The sequence below is a fragment of the Streptomyces montanus genome (assembly GCF_005786655.1).
GTDB lineage: Bacteria > Actinomycetota > Actinomycetes > Streptomycetales > Streptomycetaceae > Streptomyces > Streptomyces sporangiiformans.
This window is the reverse complement of sequence record NZ_VBZC01000042.1, coordinates 57,587-73,029: the sequence shown is the minus strand read 5'-3', so window position 1 is coordinate 73,029 and position 15,443 is coordinate 57,587. Positions and strand designations below refer to the sequence as shown.

Below are 15,443 nucleotides of genomic sequence, written 5' to 3'. Positions count from 1 at the left end.
TCTCGGTCGGGTTCGGACGGGATCCTCAGCTGTTGAGGGCGGTGCACCAGGCGTCCAGTACGTCCTCCACGGTGGGGGCGAAGGCGCGAAGCAGGGCCGACGCCACGGTGCGTACGAACAACTTGTGCCGGTCGTCGGTGAGGTACTCCACCGGCGACTTGCCGTCCACGCGTGCGAGCAGCAGCGCCGGCAGCAGAGACGCCGCCCGCGCCTGAAGCGCCGCCCGCGGCTCCCAGTCGACGCGCCGGAAGTACGCCTCGGCCAGCACCCGGGCGCACCCCAGGAGTTCGGCGCGACGCCCGCGCACGACCAGGCTCTTGAGGAGCAGATGGTTGACGCAGAAGGCCAGGTCGAAGGCCGGGTCTCCGTACCATGCGCATTCGGCGTCCAGCAGCACCGGCTGAGCGGGCCCGACGAGGATGTTCTTGGGGCTGACGTCGCCATGCACCAGGGCCAGGTGCGTGGCGGCCGTGCGGTCGGCGAGGTCCTGGAGAACGTCGCGCAGTCCGGGGTGCGCGGCGGCGGTGGCCAGCAGGTACGGCTCGATGCGCAGCGCGTTGAAGTTGTCGTCGGTGGCGAATTCCGCCGCGAGTGCGGTGTCTCCGGCACTCGCCGTGTGCAGACTGCCGAGCACTTCTCCGACGGCCGCCGCGGTCGCCAGGTCCACCTCTCCGTCGAGCAGCTGCGCCTTCCACACCGGATACCGCTCGGGGGGCAGGTACGCCATCGCGAAGAGGCCGGCCCCGGCGTCGTGGGCCAGCAGTTCCGGGACGCTGTCCGGCCGGTGTCCGGCCGCGAACCGCATCCACGCCCACTCGTAGGCGTTGCGCGACACCGGCGCCTGCCAGTCGGCGGCGACCCGCAGTCTGGCCAGTGCCCGCTTCACGCACAGGGAGCGCCCGGGCAGGTCCACCCGCCACAGATCGGAGGAGACGCCGCCGGCCAGCGGCGTCCAGCGCGCGGCTTCGTCCGGCGCGGCAAGCTTGTTGGCCAGCAGGAAATCGGTCAGCGCGGGCTCGGGTGCGGACGCGGAGGCCATGACAGGCCCGGAGGCCGGCGCCGGCGCGGAGGCCGGTACGGGCACGGAGGCCGGCGCCGGCGCAGACGCCGGTACGGGCACGGAGTTCGAGGTCATCGCCGTTCCCCCGGCCCACCAGCGGCAGCGGCGCCGCGGGGACTGTTGCGAGCGTGGTCCGGTGCCTCGCCCCTCAGCACCCGGACGACCTCCTCGGCGGCGCGGCGACGCAACTCCGTGACCGACGCGTCGGAGGAGAACGCCACATGCGGGGTGAGGATCGCGCCCGGCTGGGCGAGCAGTTCGGCGGGGACGTGCGGCTCGGTTTCCAGTACGTCGAAGGCGGCTCCGCCCAGGTGCCCGCTGTCCAGCGCCTTGACGACCGCGTCGGTGTCCACCAGGCCTCCCCTGCTGACATTGACCAGCAGACCGCCCGGCGGCATCAGTGCCAACTGCTCCGCGCCGACGACATGGTGCGTGTCCCGCGTCAGCGGCACATGGAGGATCACCACGTCGCTGCGGCGCAGCAGCTCGTCCAGTCCCACCATCTCCACGCCCGGAACGTCCTGGGGCGGGTGCGGGTCGTGTGCCAGGATCCGGCAGCCGAAGGCGCCCAGCTTGCGGACCGTGGCGCGCCCGATCCGTCCGTATCCGACGACGCCACAGGTCAGCGTCGACAGTCGGCGCAGTCGGGCCCCCGCGGGGTCCCAGCGGCCCGCGCGGACCTCCCGGTCGCACACGGCCAGCCCGCGCGTCCAGGCCAGCACCATGCCCACGGCGTGGTCCGAGACCTCCTCGACGCAGTAGTCCGGCACGTTGGTGACCCAGACGCCGCGCTCCGTGGCGGTGTCCATGGCGATGTTGTCGAGTCCGACACCGAGCCTGGCCACGATCCGCAGCTCGGGCGACGCCGCGACCGCGGCGGCGGAGACGGGCGCCCAGCAGGTGAGGATCCCCGCGGGACGGTGCTCGGCGACCAGGCCCTCGATGACCTCGGCGGAGGCGGGCTCGGCGGGGCCGGTCACGAGAGTGAGGCCCGCTTCCTCGATGACCGATCGCTCGACGGTGTCGTCGGGCCAGGCGTAGTCGGTGAGCAGCACGGTGACCGTGCTCGGTGGTCTCATAACAGGTCGTCCTCGCAGAATCGTGCGGCCCGCGGCGGACGTACAGGCATCTCGCCGGGTCACATCCGGTCAGCAGGATTGATCACCCACCACGGCGCGTCGGGCCACCGGGTGTGCCCGGTCGGTGCCGTCGGCCGCCGTGGTTGGGGTGGAGAGGGTCGCTGGGCTTGCGTCGGGTGTCCCTGGCCCTCGTCGACTCGTGGTCGGAACGGAGAGCGCCACAGTACGCCCCTGGTACTGATCACAAGATGCCGGGCGCGTCGGAATAGTTGTCACAGCCACGTGATGTGCTAACGATAGCACTCGAAGCTCTCGGCACGTCAAGAGCCGGACGCCCGCCATCTCTCACCTGCGCCACCATCGCGGTCGCCGCAGGGATCCGACCGCAAAGAAAACGCGGCTGCCAAAGAAATCCGCTTCCCGCATCTTGACGCGCCCCGTACTTCCCTCCATGGTTTCTGCGAGCCCATGACCGTGTGGCCGATAAGTGTCCACACAGGGTCCGGCTGCCGAAGACGCCACAGCCACGGACGTCCCCCGACGGCGAATACGGCTGGAATTCACGCGCGGCGTTCGGCCGCGCGCCTGCCCACCGCCCCCAGTCATTCGGCGACATCATCGCGATCGCCGACTCGAGTCCGTGTTCAGCTCACCGTTTCTCTCCATCGCCCGTACGGCGTTGGATCTGCCGCGCCCTGCCGTGGCCCTTTCCTCTGGGAGCCGTTCCATGAATCACGCAGCGCAAGTCGAGACGCCCGCCGTGCCCACCCGGGACACGGCGGAAAGCAGCCGGCCCTCCCTTTCCCGCCCCATGGTCGGAGTGGGATTCCTGTTGCTGCTTCTGTCCTACATGGTCAATGCGATGGACCGTCAGGTTTTCCCTCCCCTCCTGCCGAACATCCGTGAGGAGTACGGGTTCTCCCTGGAGCAGAGCGGGCTGCTGGCCACGAACTTCACCCTCGGCATGGCCATCGCGGGCCTCCCGGCGGGCTACCTCCTGGACCGCTTCCGCCGCAAGACCGTGCTGCTGGTCAGCATCGTGATCTACTCCCTCGGCACGATGGCCACTCCGCTGGCGACCGGTCTCGCCGACATGACGGCGTACCGGGTCGTCTCGGGCTTCGGGGAGGGCATGCAGTCCGCCGCCATCTTCGCGGCGGTCGGCGCCTTCTTCGCGCACCGGCGCGGTCTCGCCTTCGGCATCATCGGCCTGGGCTACTCCGTCGGCGTGTTCATCGCCCCGCTGATCGGTGTCCAGCTCATGAGCATGCACGGCACCTGGCACTCGCCCTTCTACCTGTTCGGCACAGCCGGGCTGCTGATCGCCGCCGCCTCCCTGTTCCTGGTGAAAGCCGGCCTGACCGAGACTTCCGTCGACACGGTCGTCTCGACCAAGACCTACGAGTACATGCCGGTCTCCCCCTACAACCGCAACACCGTCGCGCTGGCCGTCCACGCGGTCGTCAGCGGTGTGGCCATCTACGGGTTCCTCGGGCTGTACCCGACGTTCCTCATCAGCTCCCTGCACTACAGCTCGGATCAGGCCGCACTGGCGATGAGCGTCCTCGGCTTCGGCGGCATGATGGGGATCTTCGGCGGCTGGCTCGGCGACCACATGAACCAGCGCAACCTGCTGATCGTGAGCCTGCTGTCCTGCTCCGCCATCGGCCTGGCCATCTACCAGACGCAGGCCGGGATCGGTCCGCAGTGCGTACTCGCCTTCCTCATGGGCGCCTTCGGCCTGGGTCTCCTCTACCCGAACACCAACAGCGCGATCCAGCGGGCCGTGCGCCCCGAGCAGATCGGACGCGCCTCCGGTCTCTTCGTCACCAGCTACTACGGGACGGCGGCGTTCTCCGGTCTGCTCTTCGCCGCCCTGGTCGACTCCTTCGGCTGGAGCCAGGCGGGACTGCTGCAGGTCACGCTGCTCCCCCTGGTCGGCGTCCTCGCGCTGACCTTCGTCCGCACCTCGCAGTTCAACAACGCCGCGGTCCACTAGGGCCTCTCCGACCCTGATCCGCCGGGGGCCCTGGCGGCCCCGGAGACCGAGCCGGCCCCGGCGGATCCGACCCGTCCGCCGGGACCGGCTCTCGCGCAACGAGCGGCGCCGAGCGGTGCCGAGCGGTGACACACCACTGGCCTTGCCGAACCGCTGACGGGTTCGGCAAGGCCGTTGGTGTCTCTGCGATGGCGTGTCTTCGGCGGCGTGTTCAGCGACCTTCGGCCACGACGGGGTTGCGCAGGACTCCGATGCCCTCGATCTCGACCTCGACCTCGTCCCCGGGCCGGATCGGCCCGACGCCGGCAGGGGTGCCCGTCATGATCGCGTCGCCCGGCAGAAGCGTGAGATGCCGGCTGAGATAACTGACGATGCCAGGGACGGCGAGCAGCAGATCGGCGGTGCTCGCCGACTGCATGACGGTTCCGTTCACCCGCGTGGTCAGCGAGAGCCGGGACGAGTCGAGGTCCGTGGCGATGACCGGCCCCATGGGGGCGAACGTATCCTGCCCCTTTCCGATCAACAGCGCCCCGAATTTGCTTTCCTTGCGCTGGATAATGCGATCGCTGACGTCATTTCCGCACGTATAGCCAAGGATGTATTCAAAGGCTTCGGAGGGCTTCACATGGCGGGCCTCCTTTCCGATGACGACGACCAACTCGCCTTCGAAGTGGATGAGTTCACCGTCGGCCGGATAGACGATGGCATCGCCCGGCCCGGCCATCGCCGTGCTCGGCTTCATGAAGACCACAGGGACTTCCGGAACGTCACGATCGGTCTCGTCGATGTGCGACGCGTAGTTGTAGGCGAACCCGAAGATCCTGGGCCGCTCCAACGGCGGCAGAATCCGCGCGTCGCCCACCGCGTCGATATCGCCCGTGGGGCGTATCCCGGTGAAGGGATCACCCTCGAACCGCGCAATCCTCGCGTCACCGACTTCGAGTTCTCCGTAGTGACATACACCGCCGATGGAATATCTGACGATCCGCACGGACACCTCCGCACTCAGGCAGCCGCAGGCGACTGCACGGCTCAACCATGCAATGCTAACGTTAGCACGGTGGGTGCGATCAGCCCTCCGTTCCCCACCGCCCGTCACGGAGCGCGACGCGAATGCTATCGTTGGCACACGGACGGTAACGGACCGGATCAGCCACTCGAGGGGGCCCACTTCGTGATCACTACCAGGGACATCGCCGAACGCCTCGGGATCTCCGTCTCGACGGTCGGCCGGGCACTCGCCGACGACTCCCGGATCAGCGAGGAAACCAAGTTCCGGGTCCGCCAGGCCGCTGCCGAGATGGGGTACGTCGCCAATCGCGCGGCACGGATGATGCGCGGAGCGTCGAGCAACGTGGTCGCGCTGGTGATCCCGGACATCCGCAACAGCTTCTACTCGACCATCGCGCACGAGCTGTCCAAGAACATGGAGGCTCAGGGCTACCAGCTCATGCTCTCGGAGACCGACGACGACAGGATGGTGGAACTCCGCCATCTGCGAGAGCTGTCCGCGAACCGCGTGGCCGGCATCATCATCGTGCCCACGGCGCGCCCGCACAGCGACTCCGTCAAGCTCCTGCGCGCGGTGCCGCATCTGCAACTGCTGCGTCGGCACCCCTCACTTGGATCCCAGTGGTTCGGCGTGAACGACCACGAGGCGCTGCGACAGGCCACGGCCCACCTGGTGGCGCAGGGACACACCCGTATCGCCTACGTGGGCGGCCCCGTCGAACTGCCCACGGGCGCGGAGCGTCTGCGGGGCTTCCGCAGCGCCCTGCAAGAGGGGGGCCTGCCCGACGACGCCGGACGGGCGGAGCTGGGGCCGCCGGCCTCCTTGGCGCACGGCCGTGAGACCGTGCGTCGGCTCCTGGAGGATCCGCAGGCGCCCACCGCGCTCGTACTCGGATCGATCCAACTCACCCTGGGCGTCCTGGAGGAGCTGTCCCAGCAGGGCGTGAAGGTGCCCGAGGAACTGTCCGTGGTCGGGTTCGGAGACGAGCCGGGGTTCTCCTGGTGGGGCCCTGGACTCACCACGGTCGGCCTGCCCATCGAGGAGATGGCCACGGGGTGCGCGCTGTGGCTGATGCGCCGGCTCACCACGAAGCCGAGCAACGACGGCCCGTACACCTCCGTCTCCCCCGGATCGCTGGTCGTGCGCGGCAGCACGGCACCGCCCGGCGGCCGTCAGGCCTGAGCGGTGGGCCGTCCCGCGGGGGGCGCCGAGACATCGCGTCATCCCCTGACCACCGTCAGTCCTTCCGGCGCCACCGCGCTCGTGGTGCCGTCCGCGGCGACCGTGATCTCGAGCGGGTGTCCGGCGACCTGGAGTCCCGTCACCGTGAACGGGCCGTACTCGTGCGCGAAGGTGGGGGCGACCGTGACGGTGCCGCCGGGTACGTCCGACTCGAGGCCTAGGGCGGATCGAAGCACGAGGACCGACGCGGCCGCAGACCACGCCTGCGGCCGACAGGAAGCGGGGTAGGGCGCGGGCTGCGCGCCCACTGTGCTGCCATGGCCCGCGAACAGTTCGGGCAGGCGGGCGTCGAAGCCGGCGGAGGCGGTGAGCAGGCCCGCCGCCAGCGGGGCCGCCGCCAGGGGGAAACCAGCCCGGACCAGGCCGTGGACGGCGATCGCCGTGTCGTGGGGCCAGATCGAACCGGTGTGGTAGCCGTACGGGTTGAAGCCCGCCGACTCACTGCTCAGGGTGCGCAGCCCGTGGCCTGAGTCGAGGTCTGCGGCGGTGAGGCGGGCCGCCAGCAGGGCGCTCTCCTCACGGTTCAGCATCCCCGTGCCGAGGAGGTGGCCGAAGCCGGAGGTCACCGAGTCCACCGGCCGCCCGTCGCGATCCAGGGCGACCGCCGGGTAGGGGCCTCCTGCGTCCTCCACCCAGAACCGTTTCCGGAAGCGGTCGGCCAGCCGTTCGGCCCATTCCTCCCACGCGTCGGCTCCGGGGCGGCCGAAGGCCCGTAGCAGTGCCGCCCCGCCCCGCGCCGCCTCGTAGGCGTACGCCTGCACCTCACACAGCGCGATCGGTGGGGCGGCGAGGCGGCCGTCGCGGTGGCGGATGGCGTCGTCGGAGTCCTTCCAGCCCTGGTTGGACAGGCCCCGGCCGGTCTGATCGATGTACCTGAGGAGGCCGTCGCCGCCCGCTTCGGCGTGGTCTCGCATCCATGAAAGCGCCGACTCGGCGTGCGGCAGCAGTTGTTCGACCTCCTCGGCGGGCAGGCCCCAGCGCCATGCGTCGTGCAGCAGGGTGATCCACAGGGGGGTGGCGTCCACTGTCCCGTAGTAGACCGGCGGCAGCACGAGCGCGTCGGTGACCAGCGCCGTGCCGGTGAATTCGTGGGTGGTGCGCCGTACTTCGTGCAGCATCTTGCCCGGTTGCTCCTCGGTGGCCGGGTCGGCGATCCTCCCCTGGCGTCGGGCGAGCGTGCGCAGGGTGCCCGCGGCCAGGTCCGTGCCCAGCGGCAGCAGCATGCGGGCGGCCCAGATAGCGTCGCGGCCGAAGAGAGTCAGGTACCAGGGGGCGCCGGCAGCCAGGAACTGGTCGGCACGTGCTGCCGCGTTGCCGTCGGAGAGCGGGTCCGTCAGGCGCAGCCGGTCCAGGTCCGCGACCGACTGTGCCAGCCACCGGTCGAACCGCCGGTCCGCACTGCGCAGTACGGGAGTACGCCAGGGCACCCGGTCCGCGGGCGCGGCCGGGAACGGGTCGCCGTCGTCGTGCGCGGCCGTGCCGGACAGGAGCGCGCTCCACGACTGGCCGGGTGCCAGTTCGATCTCGTACGACAGCCGCCCGGCTGCCGGGTCCAGCTCATCCGGCGCCGGGGTGCTGAGCAGGCGAACCGCGAACCCGCCGCGAGACCAGACCAGCGCGCCCGCGTCCTCCTCCGCCTCGGCCGGTACGTCGTCCAGGACGTGGCCGGACTTCACCCGCTCCATCGGCGCGAGGTCGGTGGACGCTCGCACCGTGAGCCGGAAGCGGACGTGCAGCGTGCCGTGGTTACTGAACTCGAAGAGCTCCTCCAGACGGCCGGAGACGACGGTACGACGCCGGCACAGGGCGACCACCGGATCCGCCGTCACCTCGCCCAGCCCTCGAAGGACCGCCCGGAAGCCTGCCTGATCGGCACCCTCCGGCCCGCCCGAGAGCGGCGCGAGGGCACTTCCCTCGACGGCCACCGTCAGCCGGGACAGCGCCCTGACGTCACCGTGGTAGAAGCCGTCCGCACCACCGTCAAGCTGCCCATCCGGGTGTGAGACCACGAAGCTCGGTGCGCACAGCGAGATGACGGCGTCGTGCACAAAGGGCTGCAGGCTCTGCGCGACTGGACCGGGGGCTGCGACTGGGGCGTCGAAGGCCTGGGACTTGGTGGTGTGGTCCAAAAGAGGGGAGCCTCTCGTGTTGGTATGGGATCGTCCAAGGTCACTGGCACCCTGGTGAATTGAGGGGCCGTCATGCCTGGCGCGAGCCGCTATGCCCTGAGCCAGGCCGCCTGGTCGGGTTCCAGCAGACCGTCCTCGACAGGGCCGCCGGCCAGCAGGATCGACGTGTGGTCGGGCAGCCGGTACGCCTCATTCGAGAGGTTGACCACGCACACGAAGCCGGGTTCGCGGCGGAAGGCGAGGACTCCTGCCGGGGCGTCGATCCAGGTCATGGTGCCGTCGCCGAGGGCGGGGTTGTCACGGCGTAGACGGAGGGCGGTGCGGTACAGCTCCAACATCGATGTCTCGTCGCCGGACTGTGCCTCCACAGTGCGTTCGTTCCAGTTCGCGGGCTGCGGCAGCCAGGGTGCGGCAGAGGCATCCGCGGGACTGAAGCCGAAGGGTGCGGTCTGCCCGGACCAAGGCAGGGGGACGCGGCAGCCGTCGCGGCCTCGGTCGGTGTGGCCGGAGCGTTCCCAGATGGGGTCCTGGAGGACGTTCTCGGGGAGGTCCTCGACTTCGGGCAGGCCGAGTTCCTCGCCCTGGTAGACGTAGGCGCCGCCGGGGAGGGCGAGCATCAACAGGGCTGCGGCGCGGGCGCGGCGGGTGCCGAGTTCCAGATCGAAGGGGCCTTCGGGCTGGTAGCGCTCGTTGGACACCCATCGTTTGACGGTCTTGCGGGCGTAGCGGCTGGTGTGGCGCATGACGTCGTGGTTGGACAGTACCCAGGTGGCCGGCGCGCCGACCGCGCCGAGCATGGAGAGCGAGTTGTCGATGACCGTTCGCAGGTCCTTGGGGTCCCAAGTGGACATGAGGAAGTCGAAGTTGAACGCGGTGTGCAGGCCGTCCCGGCGGACGTAGGCGGCGAGCCGCTCGGGGGTGTCCGCCCACGCTTCGGCGACGAAGCACCGGTCACCGGGGAACTCGTCGGCCACCTTGCGCCAGGCTCGGAAGATGTCGTGGACCTCGTCGCGGTCCCAGTGCGGGTGGTCCACGTGCTGCCACGGCTGCCCGCCGTCCGAGTCCCGGCGGGGCGGCAGGTCGGGGAGCTCCGGGTGCTTGACCAGTCCGTGGGCGACGTCGATGCGGAAGCCGTCCACGCCACGGCTGAACCAGAAGCGCAGGATCGACTCGAACTCCGCGCGCACCTCGGGGTGTTCCCAGTTGAGGTCCGGCTGCTCGGGGGCGAACAGGTGGAGGTACCACTCACCGTCGGGCAGCCGGGTCCAGGCGGGTCCGCCGAAGGCGGAGACCCAGTCGTTGGGAGGTTCGGCGCCGTCGGGGCCGCGCCCGGGTCGGAAGACATAGCGTTCGCGTTCCGGGCTGCCGGGGCCGGCGGCCAGTGCCGCCTGGAACCAGGCGTGCTGGTCGGAGGTGTGGTTGGGCACGATGTCGGGGATGACACGGAGCCCGTGCCGGTGGGCTTCCTCGATGAGCTGCTCGGCCTCGGCCACGGTTCCGAACAGTGGGTCGATGGCACGGAAGTCGGCGACGTCGTAACCGTGGTCCGCCATCGGCGACTTGTACCAGGGGTTGATCCAAATGGCGTCGATACCAAGCGCCTTGAGGTACGCCAGGCGGGATCGGATGCCCGCGATGTCGCCGACGCCGTCGCCGTTGCCGTCGGCGAAGCTGCGGATGTAGACCTGGTAGATGACGGCGCTGCGCCACCACGGTGCTGCGGTGGGGGACATGTGGGTGGGGTACTCCTTGCAGGTTGGGGGGAGGGCGGCGGGGCGCCCGGGTCTACTTCGCCGCGCCGGCGGTGAGTCCGGCGACGATGCGGCGCTGGAAGAGCAGCACCATGACCACCAGCGGGATCGTGACGAGGACGCCTGCGGCCATCTGGCTGCCGAACGGGGTCTCGTACGTCGTGGCGCCGGTGAACTTCGAGATGGCGACCGGTGCGGTCTGCATGGCGGGCTTGTTGGTCATCGACAGGGCGATGAGGAACTCGTTCCAGGCCGCGATGAAGGTGATGATCGCCGTGGTGAAGATGCCCGGCGCCGCGAGCGGGATGATGACCTTGCGGAACGCCTGGCCGCGGGTGCAGCCGTCGACCATGGCGGCGTGCTCCAGTTCGTCCGGCATCTGCCGGAAGAACGTGGTCAGGTTCCACACCGCCAGCGGCAGTGCGAAGGACATGCTCGGCACGATCATGGCCTGGTAGGTATTGATCCAGGAGATGTCCGTGAACAGCTTCAGCAGCGGGACCACGATCGACACCACCGGGAACATCGAGGTCGCGATGATGAGGGTCAGGATCAGCCGCTTGAACCGGAACTCCAGCCGGGCCATGGCATAAGCGGTGAACGTGGCCAGCAGCAGCGCCAGGACGGTGGTGATGCCGGCCACGGTCAGGCTGTTGAGCAGCGCGCGCCCGAACCCCTGCGCCGGGTCGAACACCGCACGGTAGTTCTCGAACGACACCGAAGAGGGCAACAACGAGGTGTCGAAGATGTCCGAGGTGCGGCGCAGGCTGGAGACCAGCATCCAGTAGAACGGGGCCAGGCAGTAGGCGACCACCGCGAAGACACCCGCGTACAGCAGGCCGTTGCGCCACTTCGCTGTGAGGGTCATGCCGTCACCTCCCTACGGCGCGGTGCCGGGATCCGCAGCCGCCTGCCCTTCCGTTTACGTGTGTCCGCGCCGACGTCACCGATCAGGTCGGCGCCGAGCAGCCGTACGAAGGCCAGCGCGATGAGGAAGACGTAGAGAAAGAGGAGCACCGAGTAAGCGGAGGCCGGTCCGAAGCGGACGTTGGACGCCTCGTTCTGCGCGAGCATCGACAGGGTCTCCACCGAGTGCTTCTGCGCGCCGATGAGGATGTAGGGCAGGTCGAACATCCGCAGCGCGTCCATGCAGCGGAACAGCATCGCCACCAGCAGCGCGGGCTTCACCAGGGGCAGGGTGATGTGCCAGAACTGGCGCGGTGCGCTCGCTCCGTCGATGCGGGCCGCCTCGTAGACCTCCTTCGGGATCACCTGCAGTCCGGCCAGGACCAGCAGCCCGATGAAGGGAGCGGTCTTCCACACCTCGGCGACGATGACCGCGACTTTGGCGTGGAAGCCCTCGGTGGTCCACAGGACTTGGTGGCCGATGAGGGCGTTGGCGATGCCGTCGCTGTTGAAGATCCACCGCCACAGCAGGCCGGAGATGGCCGTGGGCACCGCCCAGGGCACCAGGATCCCGGCCCGGACCAGGCCGCGGCCCCGGAACGCCTTGTGCATGATCAGGGCCATCGCCACGCCGATCAGTGTCTCGAGGGCGACCGTGACGACCGTGAAGAAGGTGGTGTTCCAGAAGGCGTTCCAGAACCGTTCTCCGGCCTGGCCGAGGATGTCGGCGTAGTTGCGCAGCCCGACGAACGGTTCGGTGGCGCTGATGAAGCCGGTCTTCGGGTCCAGGCCCTTGGTCCCGTACAGCGACTCGTTCAACGCCATGAGGGTCGGGTAGAGCACGACGATCGTCAGCACCAGCAGCGTCGGGGACACCAGCAGTGCCGCCATCCGGCCCGAGCCCGCGGTCGCGCGGACCTGCTTTCGCGTGCGTCGGCGGTTCAACGGCCCGGAGCTGCTGCCGACGGCGGGGTGAACGGCCGTTCCGGCTGGGGTCTTGGTGTCGGCCATGGCCCCGCTCCTCACTGCGCCGCGGACTTCTGCAGCAGGTCCTTCTGCAGGTCCTTCAGCGCCTGCGCACTGCTCTTGCTGCCGTTCAGGGCGGCGTACGCCTCCTGCTGGATCGCCGCGGTCACGTCGCCGTACTGCACCACCCGCGGGCGCGGCACCGCGCGCAGGATGGACTCCTTGAGTACCGGCAGGTACGGGTACCGCTTGACCAGCGCCTGGTCGTCGTACAGGGCGGCGTACGGCGGGGCGAGAGCGGCCTCCTTGAGGAAGTAGTTCGCGCTCTCCTCGCTGGTGTAGAACTTCATGAAGTCCACAGCCGTGGCCTTGTTCTTGGCGAAGGACGACAGGGCCAGATTGTGGCCGCCCAGGCTGGAGGAGCCGGGCCCGTTCAGTCCGGGCAGCGGCGCGACCGCGTACTTCCCCGCTATCTCACTCTTGCCGGCCAGGGAGTACACGTACGGCCAGTTGCGCAGGAAGACCAGCTTGCCGGACTGGAACGCCTGGCGGCTGTCCTCCTCCTGGTAGGTGATGCCCTCCTTGGGGATCGTCCCGTCCTTGACGGAGTCGACGAGGAAGTCCAGGCCCTTCTTCGCCTCTGCCGTGTCGACGTCCGGCTTGCCGTTCGCGTCGGTGACGGTGCCGCCCGCGGAGTTCACGGCCTCGGAGAAGTTCACCGTCAGGCCCTCGTACTTCTGGAACTGCCCGGCGTAGCACGACATGCCCTTGGCCTCGGGCAGCTTCTTCACCTTGGCGCAGGCGGACTTCATCTCCGCCCAGGTGGCCGGGGGTTGGGTGATGCCGGCCTTCTTCAGCAGGTCGGTGCGGTAGTACAGCATTCCGCCGTCCGAAGTAGACGGGGCCGCGTACAGGCCGTCGCGGTACTTCGCCGTCTCCACCACCGGCTTCAGCATCTTGTCCAGCGGGAACTGCTTCTCGGGCAGCTGGTCGATCCACCGGTGGGCGGCGAACTCCGAGGTCCACACGACGTCGAGGTAGAGCACCGTGTAGGCGTCGGACTTCGTCTCCGCGTTCTGGATCATCTGCTGGCGCTGCGCGTCCGCGTCCGTCGGCAGTTGGATGAAGGTGACCTTCTCCTTGGGGTGCAGCTTGTTCCAGCGGTCGAGCAACGGCTGGAGGGTGCCAGTGGTGTCCTTGCCGGCCACGAACGTGATCGGGCCGCGGCCCTCGAACGACGTCGCCCCGGTCTGCCCGGAACCGTCGTCGCCGGACGAGCCGCAGGCGGAGAGGAGGAGCCCGGCGGCAGCAAACACGGCCGAACACTGAAACGCTCTGGTGATCCTGGTCTTCACTGTCTCTCCTGGTTGTGCGGAACCGAAGTCACGGCTGGCCCCCTGTGAGGGAGTCGCTGCCGGGATGACTCTGGGATGGTCCGTTGTGAGACCGCGTTGCCACTGCGCGTTATAGATCAACACCACAGGTCAAAGCATTGAGGATCGACTCGAACAGGATTGCTTCGACTCCGATGAGACAACGCTTGCAAAGTAGGGGTGCGTTTTCCGGAAGTCAATGCGTTACGTCGCGGTAATGGAGTGCGACGCGAGGATGAACGCGCAGCTTATCCAGGCTTTTGCGCCTATATGTCTGCCGTGATAGCGATGTCATCGGGGACTGCAAGCGCAGTGTTGTCTGTGCTACCTTCCGCTCATGCCACCAGCTCAGCGGCACCCCACGATGGCTGACGTAGCCGAACGGGCAGGGGTCTCCACTTCCACCGTCTCGCGCACCCTGCGCGGCCTGTCCACCGTTTCGCCGGAGGTTCGCGCCCGCGTCGAGGAGGCCGCACGGGAGTTGAACTTCGCCGTGTCGCGGCAGGCTGCAAGCCTTGTCACGGGCAGGACCGGCACCATGGCAGTGCTCGTGCCCACTCTCAACTCATGGTTCATGGGAGCCGCCCTGTCCAGCCTGGCCCCGCTGCTGCGGGCGGCGGGCATGGAACTGAACGTCTACGTGATCGCCGACCTGGCTGAGCGCACCTCGTTCTTCGAGCGCCTCCCGGCCCGGCGCAACGCCGACGCGCTGCTGGTGTTCTGCTTCGACCTCACCGACGAGGAGACCACGCGCCTGGACAACCTCGGCATGCCGGTCATCTACGTCAGCCAGCACGTCGAGGGCCGCCCCAGCGTCTACGTCGACGATGTCGTCGGCGCCCGCCGGGCCACCCGCCACCTGATCAACCTCGGACATCGTCGGATCGCCTTCGCGCACACCGCCAACGTCCGTGGTTTCAGCTTCAGTTCTCGTGAGCGCCTCCTCGGCTACCAGCAGGCGCTCACCGAGGCGGGCATCCCGCTGGACGACGACCTGGTCGTCGCCACGCCGCCTCGCGACAAGCGCGGCACCACGCAGGCGGTGGGAAACCTGCTGAGCCTGCGCGAACCGCCCACAGCGATCTTCGCCGAGCAGGACGAACTGGCCGCCTCCGTCATCTCGACCCTGCGCACCGTACAGATCGAGGTGCCCGAACGGATCTCCGTCCTCGGTTTCGACGACCAGTTGATGGCTGAGTGGCTCGACCTGTCCACTGTGGCCCAGTCCCCCTCGGACATGGGCCGCGCCGCCGCCGAACTGGCCCTGGAACTCATCAACGACTCCGAGGCGGACCGCAGCCGGCACATCGTCCTGCCCACGCACCTGATCCCACGAGGGACCACAGCCCCGCCGCCCGCCCCTCAGGGCGAACGCGAGGCCAACGGCCCTGCTCAAGGCCGAAGCGTCTGAATCACCCGGGGGACCCACGCCCTCCTGTGCTGTCCGTCCGTCCAGGAAGCGCGTGGATCCGCCGGAGTCCCTGCCGGAGGCCATGGCAGTGTGCGAACGATAGCACCCAACCGCGACCCAGCCAACGATCGAGAACGAACCGGACACTGCGGCAATCGGAGTGCCACCAGCCTCTTGACAGGTGATCCCCAGCCTCCGCAGCATTGCGCTATCGTTAGCATTCCAAAGCCGCGGCAGGCGAGGAACCCTCGCCACCGCCCTTCGTCTCCACCGCCGCGACATCGTGACGAGCCGTGACGCGTACGCCATCGGGTGACGCGTGGCCGCCATCTGCCGCGTGGCACCTGCCGGCCGCGGCTGCCCGCGACCGACAGGTGCCACGCGGCAGGTTCACACGCACACGCTCGTGGGCCGCGGGGCCGGAGACGACCGGCCGCAGCCCTACTCGCGGGAGGGACGCGGACACACTGGCGCGGGACGCGCCCTGAGGCCACGGACATCACCGTGATCGTTCA

General features: G+C 69.0%; 11 protein-coding genes. 3 read left to right on the top strand and 8 right to left on the bottom strand.

Annotated elements, in window-relative coordinates; translation table 11 throughout:
• Nucleotides 1-25 precede the first annotated feature (25 nt).
• On the bottom strand, nucleotides 26-1,135 hold the full coding sequence (locus FE633_RS31565; RefSeq protein ID WP_246113921.1) for a phosphotransferase family protein: 1,110 nt from the start codon (nucleotides 1,133-1,135) through the stop codon (nucleotides 26-28).
• The gene (locus FE633_RS31560) at nucleotides 1,132-2,139 is read right to left on the bottom strand and encodes a C-terminal binding protein (RefSeq protein WP_138048589.1); all 1,008 of its coding nucleotides are present in this window, start codon (nucleotides 2,137-2,139) and stop codon (nucleotides 1,132-1,134) included. Before FE633_RS31560 ends, FE633_RS31565 begins: the two co-directional genes overlap by 4 nt.
• 727 nt (nucleotides 2,140-2,866) lie before the next feature.
• On the opposite strand from FE633_RS31560, the gene FE633_RS31555 reads away from it, so the two are divergent.
• Nucleotides 2,867-4,138 carry an MFS transporter gene (locus FE633_RS31555; protein ID WP_138048588.1) on the top strand — a complete coding sequence of 424 codons (1,272 nt, stop codon included), beginning with the start codon at nucleotides 2,867-2,869 and terminating at the stop codon, nucleotides 4,136-4,138.
• A 211-nt stretch (nucleotides 4,139-4,349) separates the two neighbouring features.
• Here FE633_RS31555 and FE633_RS31550 read toward each other — a convergent pair whose 3' ends face one another.
• Nucleotides 4,350-5,129, bottom strand: coding sequence for a fumarylacetoacetate hydrolase family protein (locus FE633_RS31550; RefSeq protein ID WP_138048587.1), 780 nt, complete (start codon nucleotides 5,127-5,129; stop codon nucleotides 4,350-4,352).
• A 183-nt stretch (nucleotides 5,130-5,312) separates the two neighbouring features.
• Between FE633_RS31550 and FE633_RS31545 the strand changes: the two genes are divergently transcribed.
• On the top strand, nucleotides 5,313-6,332 hold the full coding sequence (locus FE633_RS31545; protein WP_138048586.1) for a LacI family DNA-binding transcriptional regulator: 1,020 nt from the start codon (nucleotides 5,313-5,315) through the stop codon (nucleotides 6,330-6,332).
• A 38-nt stretch (nucleotides 6,333-6,370) separates the two neighbouring features.
• Here FE633_RS31545 and FE633_RS31540 read toward each other — a convergent pair whose 3' ends face one another.
• The 5 genes from FE633_RS31540 to FE633_RS31520 all read right to left on the bottom strand — a co-directional run bounded on the left by FE633_RS31540 (nucleotide 6,371) and on the right by FE633_RS31520 (nucleotide 13,460).
• Complete coding sequence (locus FE633_RS31540) at nucleotides 6,371-8,521, bottom strand: amylo-alpha-1,6-glucosidase (RefSeq protein ID WP_138048585.1); 2,151 nt, start codon at nucleotides 8,519-8,521, stop codon at nucleotides 6,371-6,373.
• 89 nt (nucleotides 8,522-8,610) lie between these two features.
• Nucleotides 8,611-10,254 (bottom strand): glycoside hydrolase family 13 protein, encoded by a 1,644-nt coding sequence (locus FE633_RS31535; RefSeq protein ID WP_138048584.1) that lies wholly within the window; start codon nucleotides 10,252-10,254, stop codon nucleotides 8,611-8,613.
• A 52-nt stretch (nucleotides 10,255-10,306) separates the two neighbouring features.
• Nucleotides 10,307-11,140, bottom strand: a complete 834-nt coding sequence (locus tag FE633_RS31530; protein WP_138048583.1) for a carbohydrate ABC transporter permease — start codon at nucleotides 11,138-11,140, stop codon at nucleotides 10,307-10,309.
• Nucleotides 11,137-12,189: a carbohydrate ABC transporter permease gene (locus tag FE633_RS31525; protein ID WP_138048582.1), complete on the bottom strand. Its 1,053-nt coding sequence runs from the start codon at nucleotides 12,187-12,189 to the stop codon at nucleotides 11,137-11,139. Before FE633_RS31525 ends, FE633_RS31530 begins: the two co-directional genes overlap by 4 nt.
• A gap of 11 nt (nucleotides 12,190-12,200) precedes the next feature.
• Nucleotides 12,201-13,460 carry an ABC transporter substrate-binding protein gene (locus FE633_RS31520; protein ID WP_246113920.1) on the bottom strand — a complete coding sequence of 420 codons (1,260 nt, stop codon included), beginning with the start codon at nucleotides 13,458-13,460 and terminating at the stop codon, nucleotides 12,201-12,203.
• Nucleotides 13,461-13,854: 394 nt separating this feature from the next.
• Here FE633_RS31520 and FE633_RS31515 point away from each other — a divergent pair, with 394 nt between their 5' ends.
• Nucleotides 13,855-14,928: a LacI family DNA-binding transcriptional regulator gene (locus FE633_RS31515; protein ID WP_342791226.1), complete on the top strand. Its 1,074-nt coding sequence runs from the start codon at nucleotides 13,855-13,857 to the stop codon at nucleotides 14,926-14,928.
• The last annotated feature ends 515 nt before the right edge of the window (nucleotides 14,929-15,443 follow it).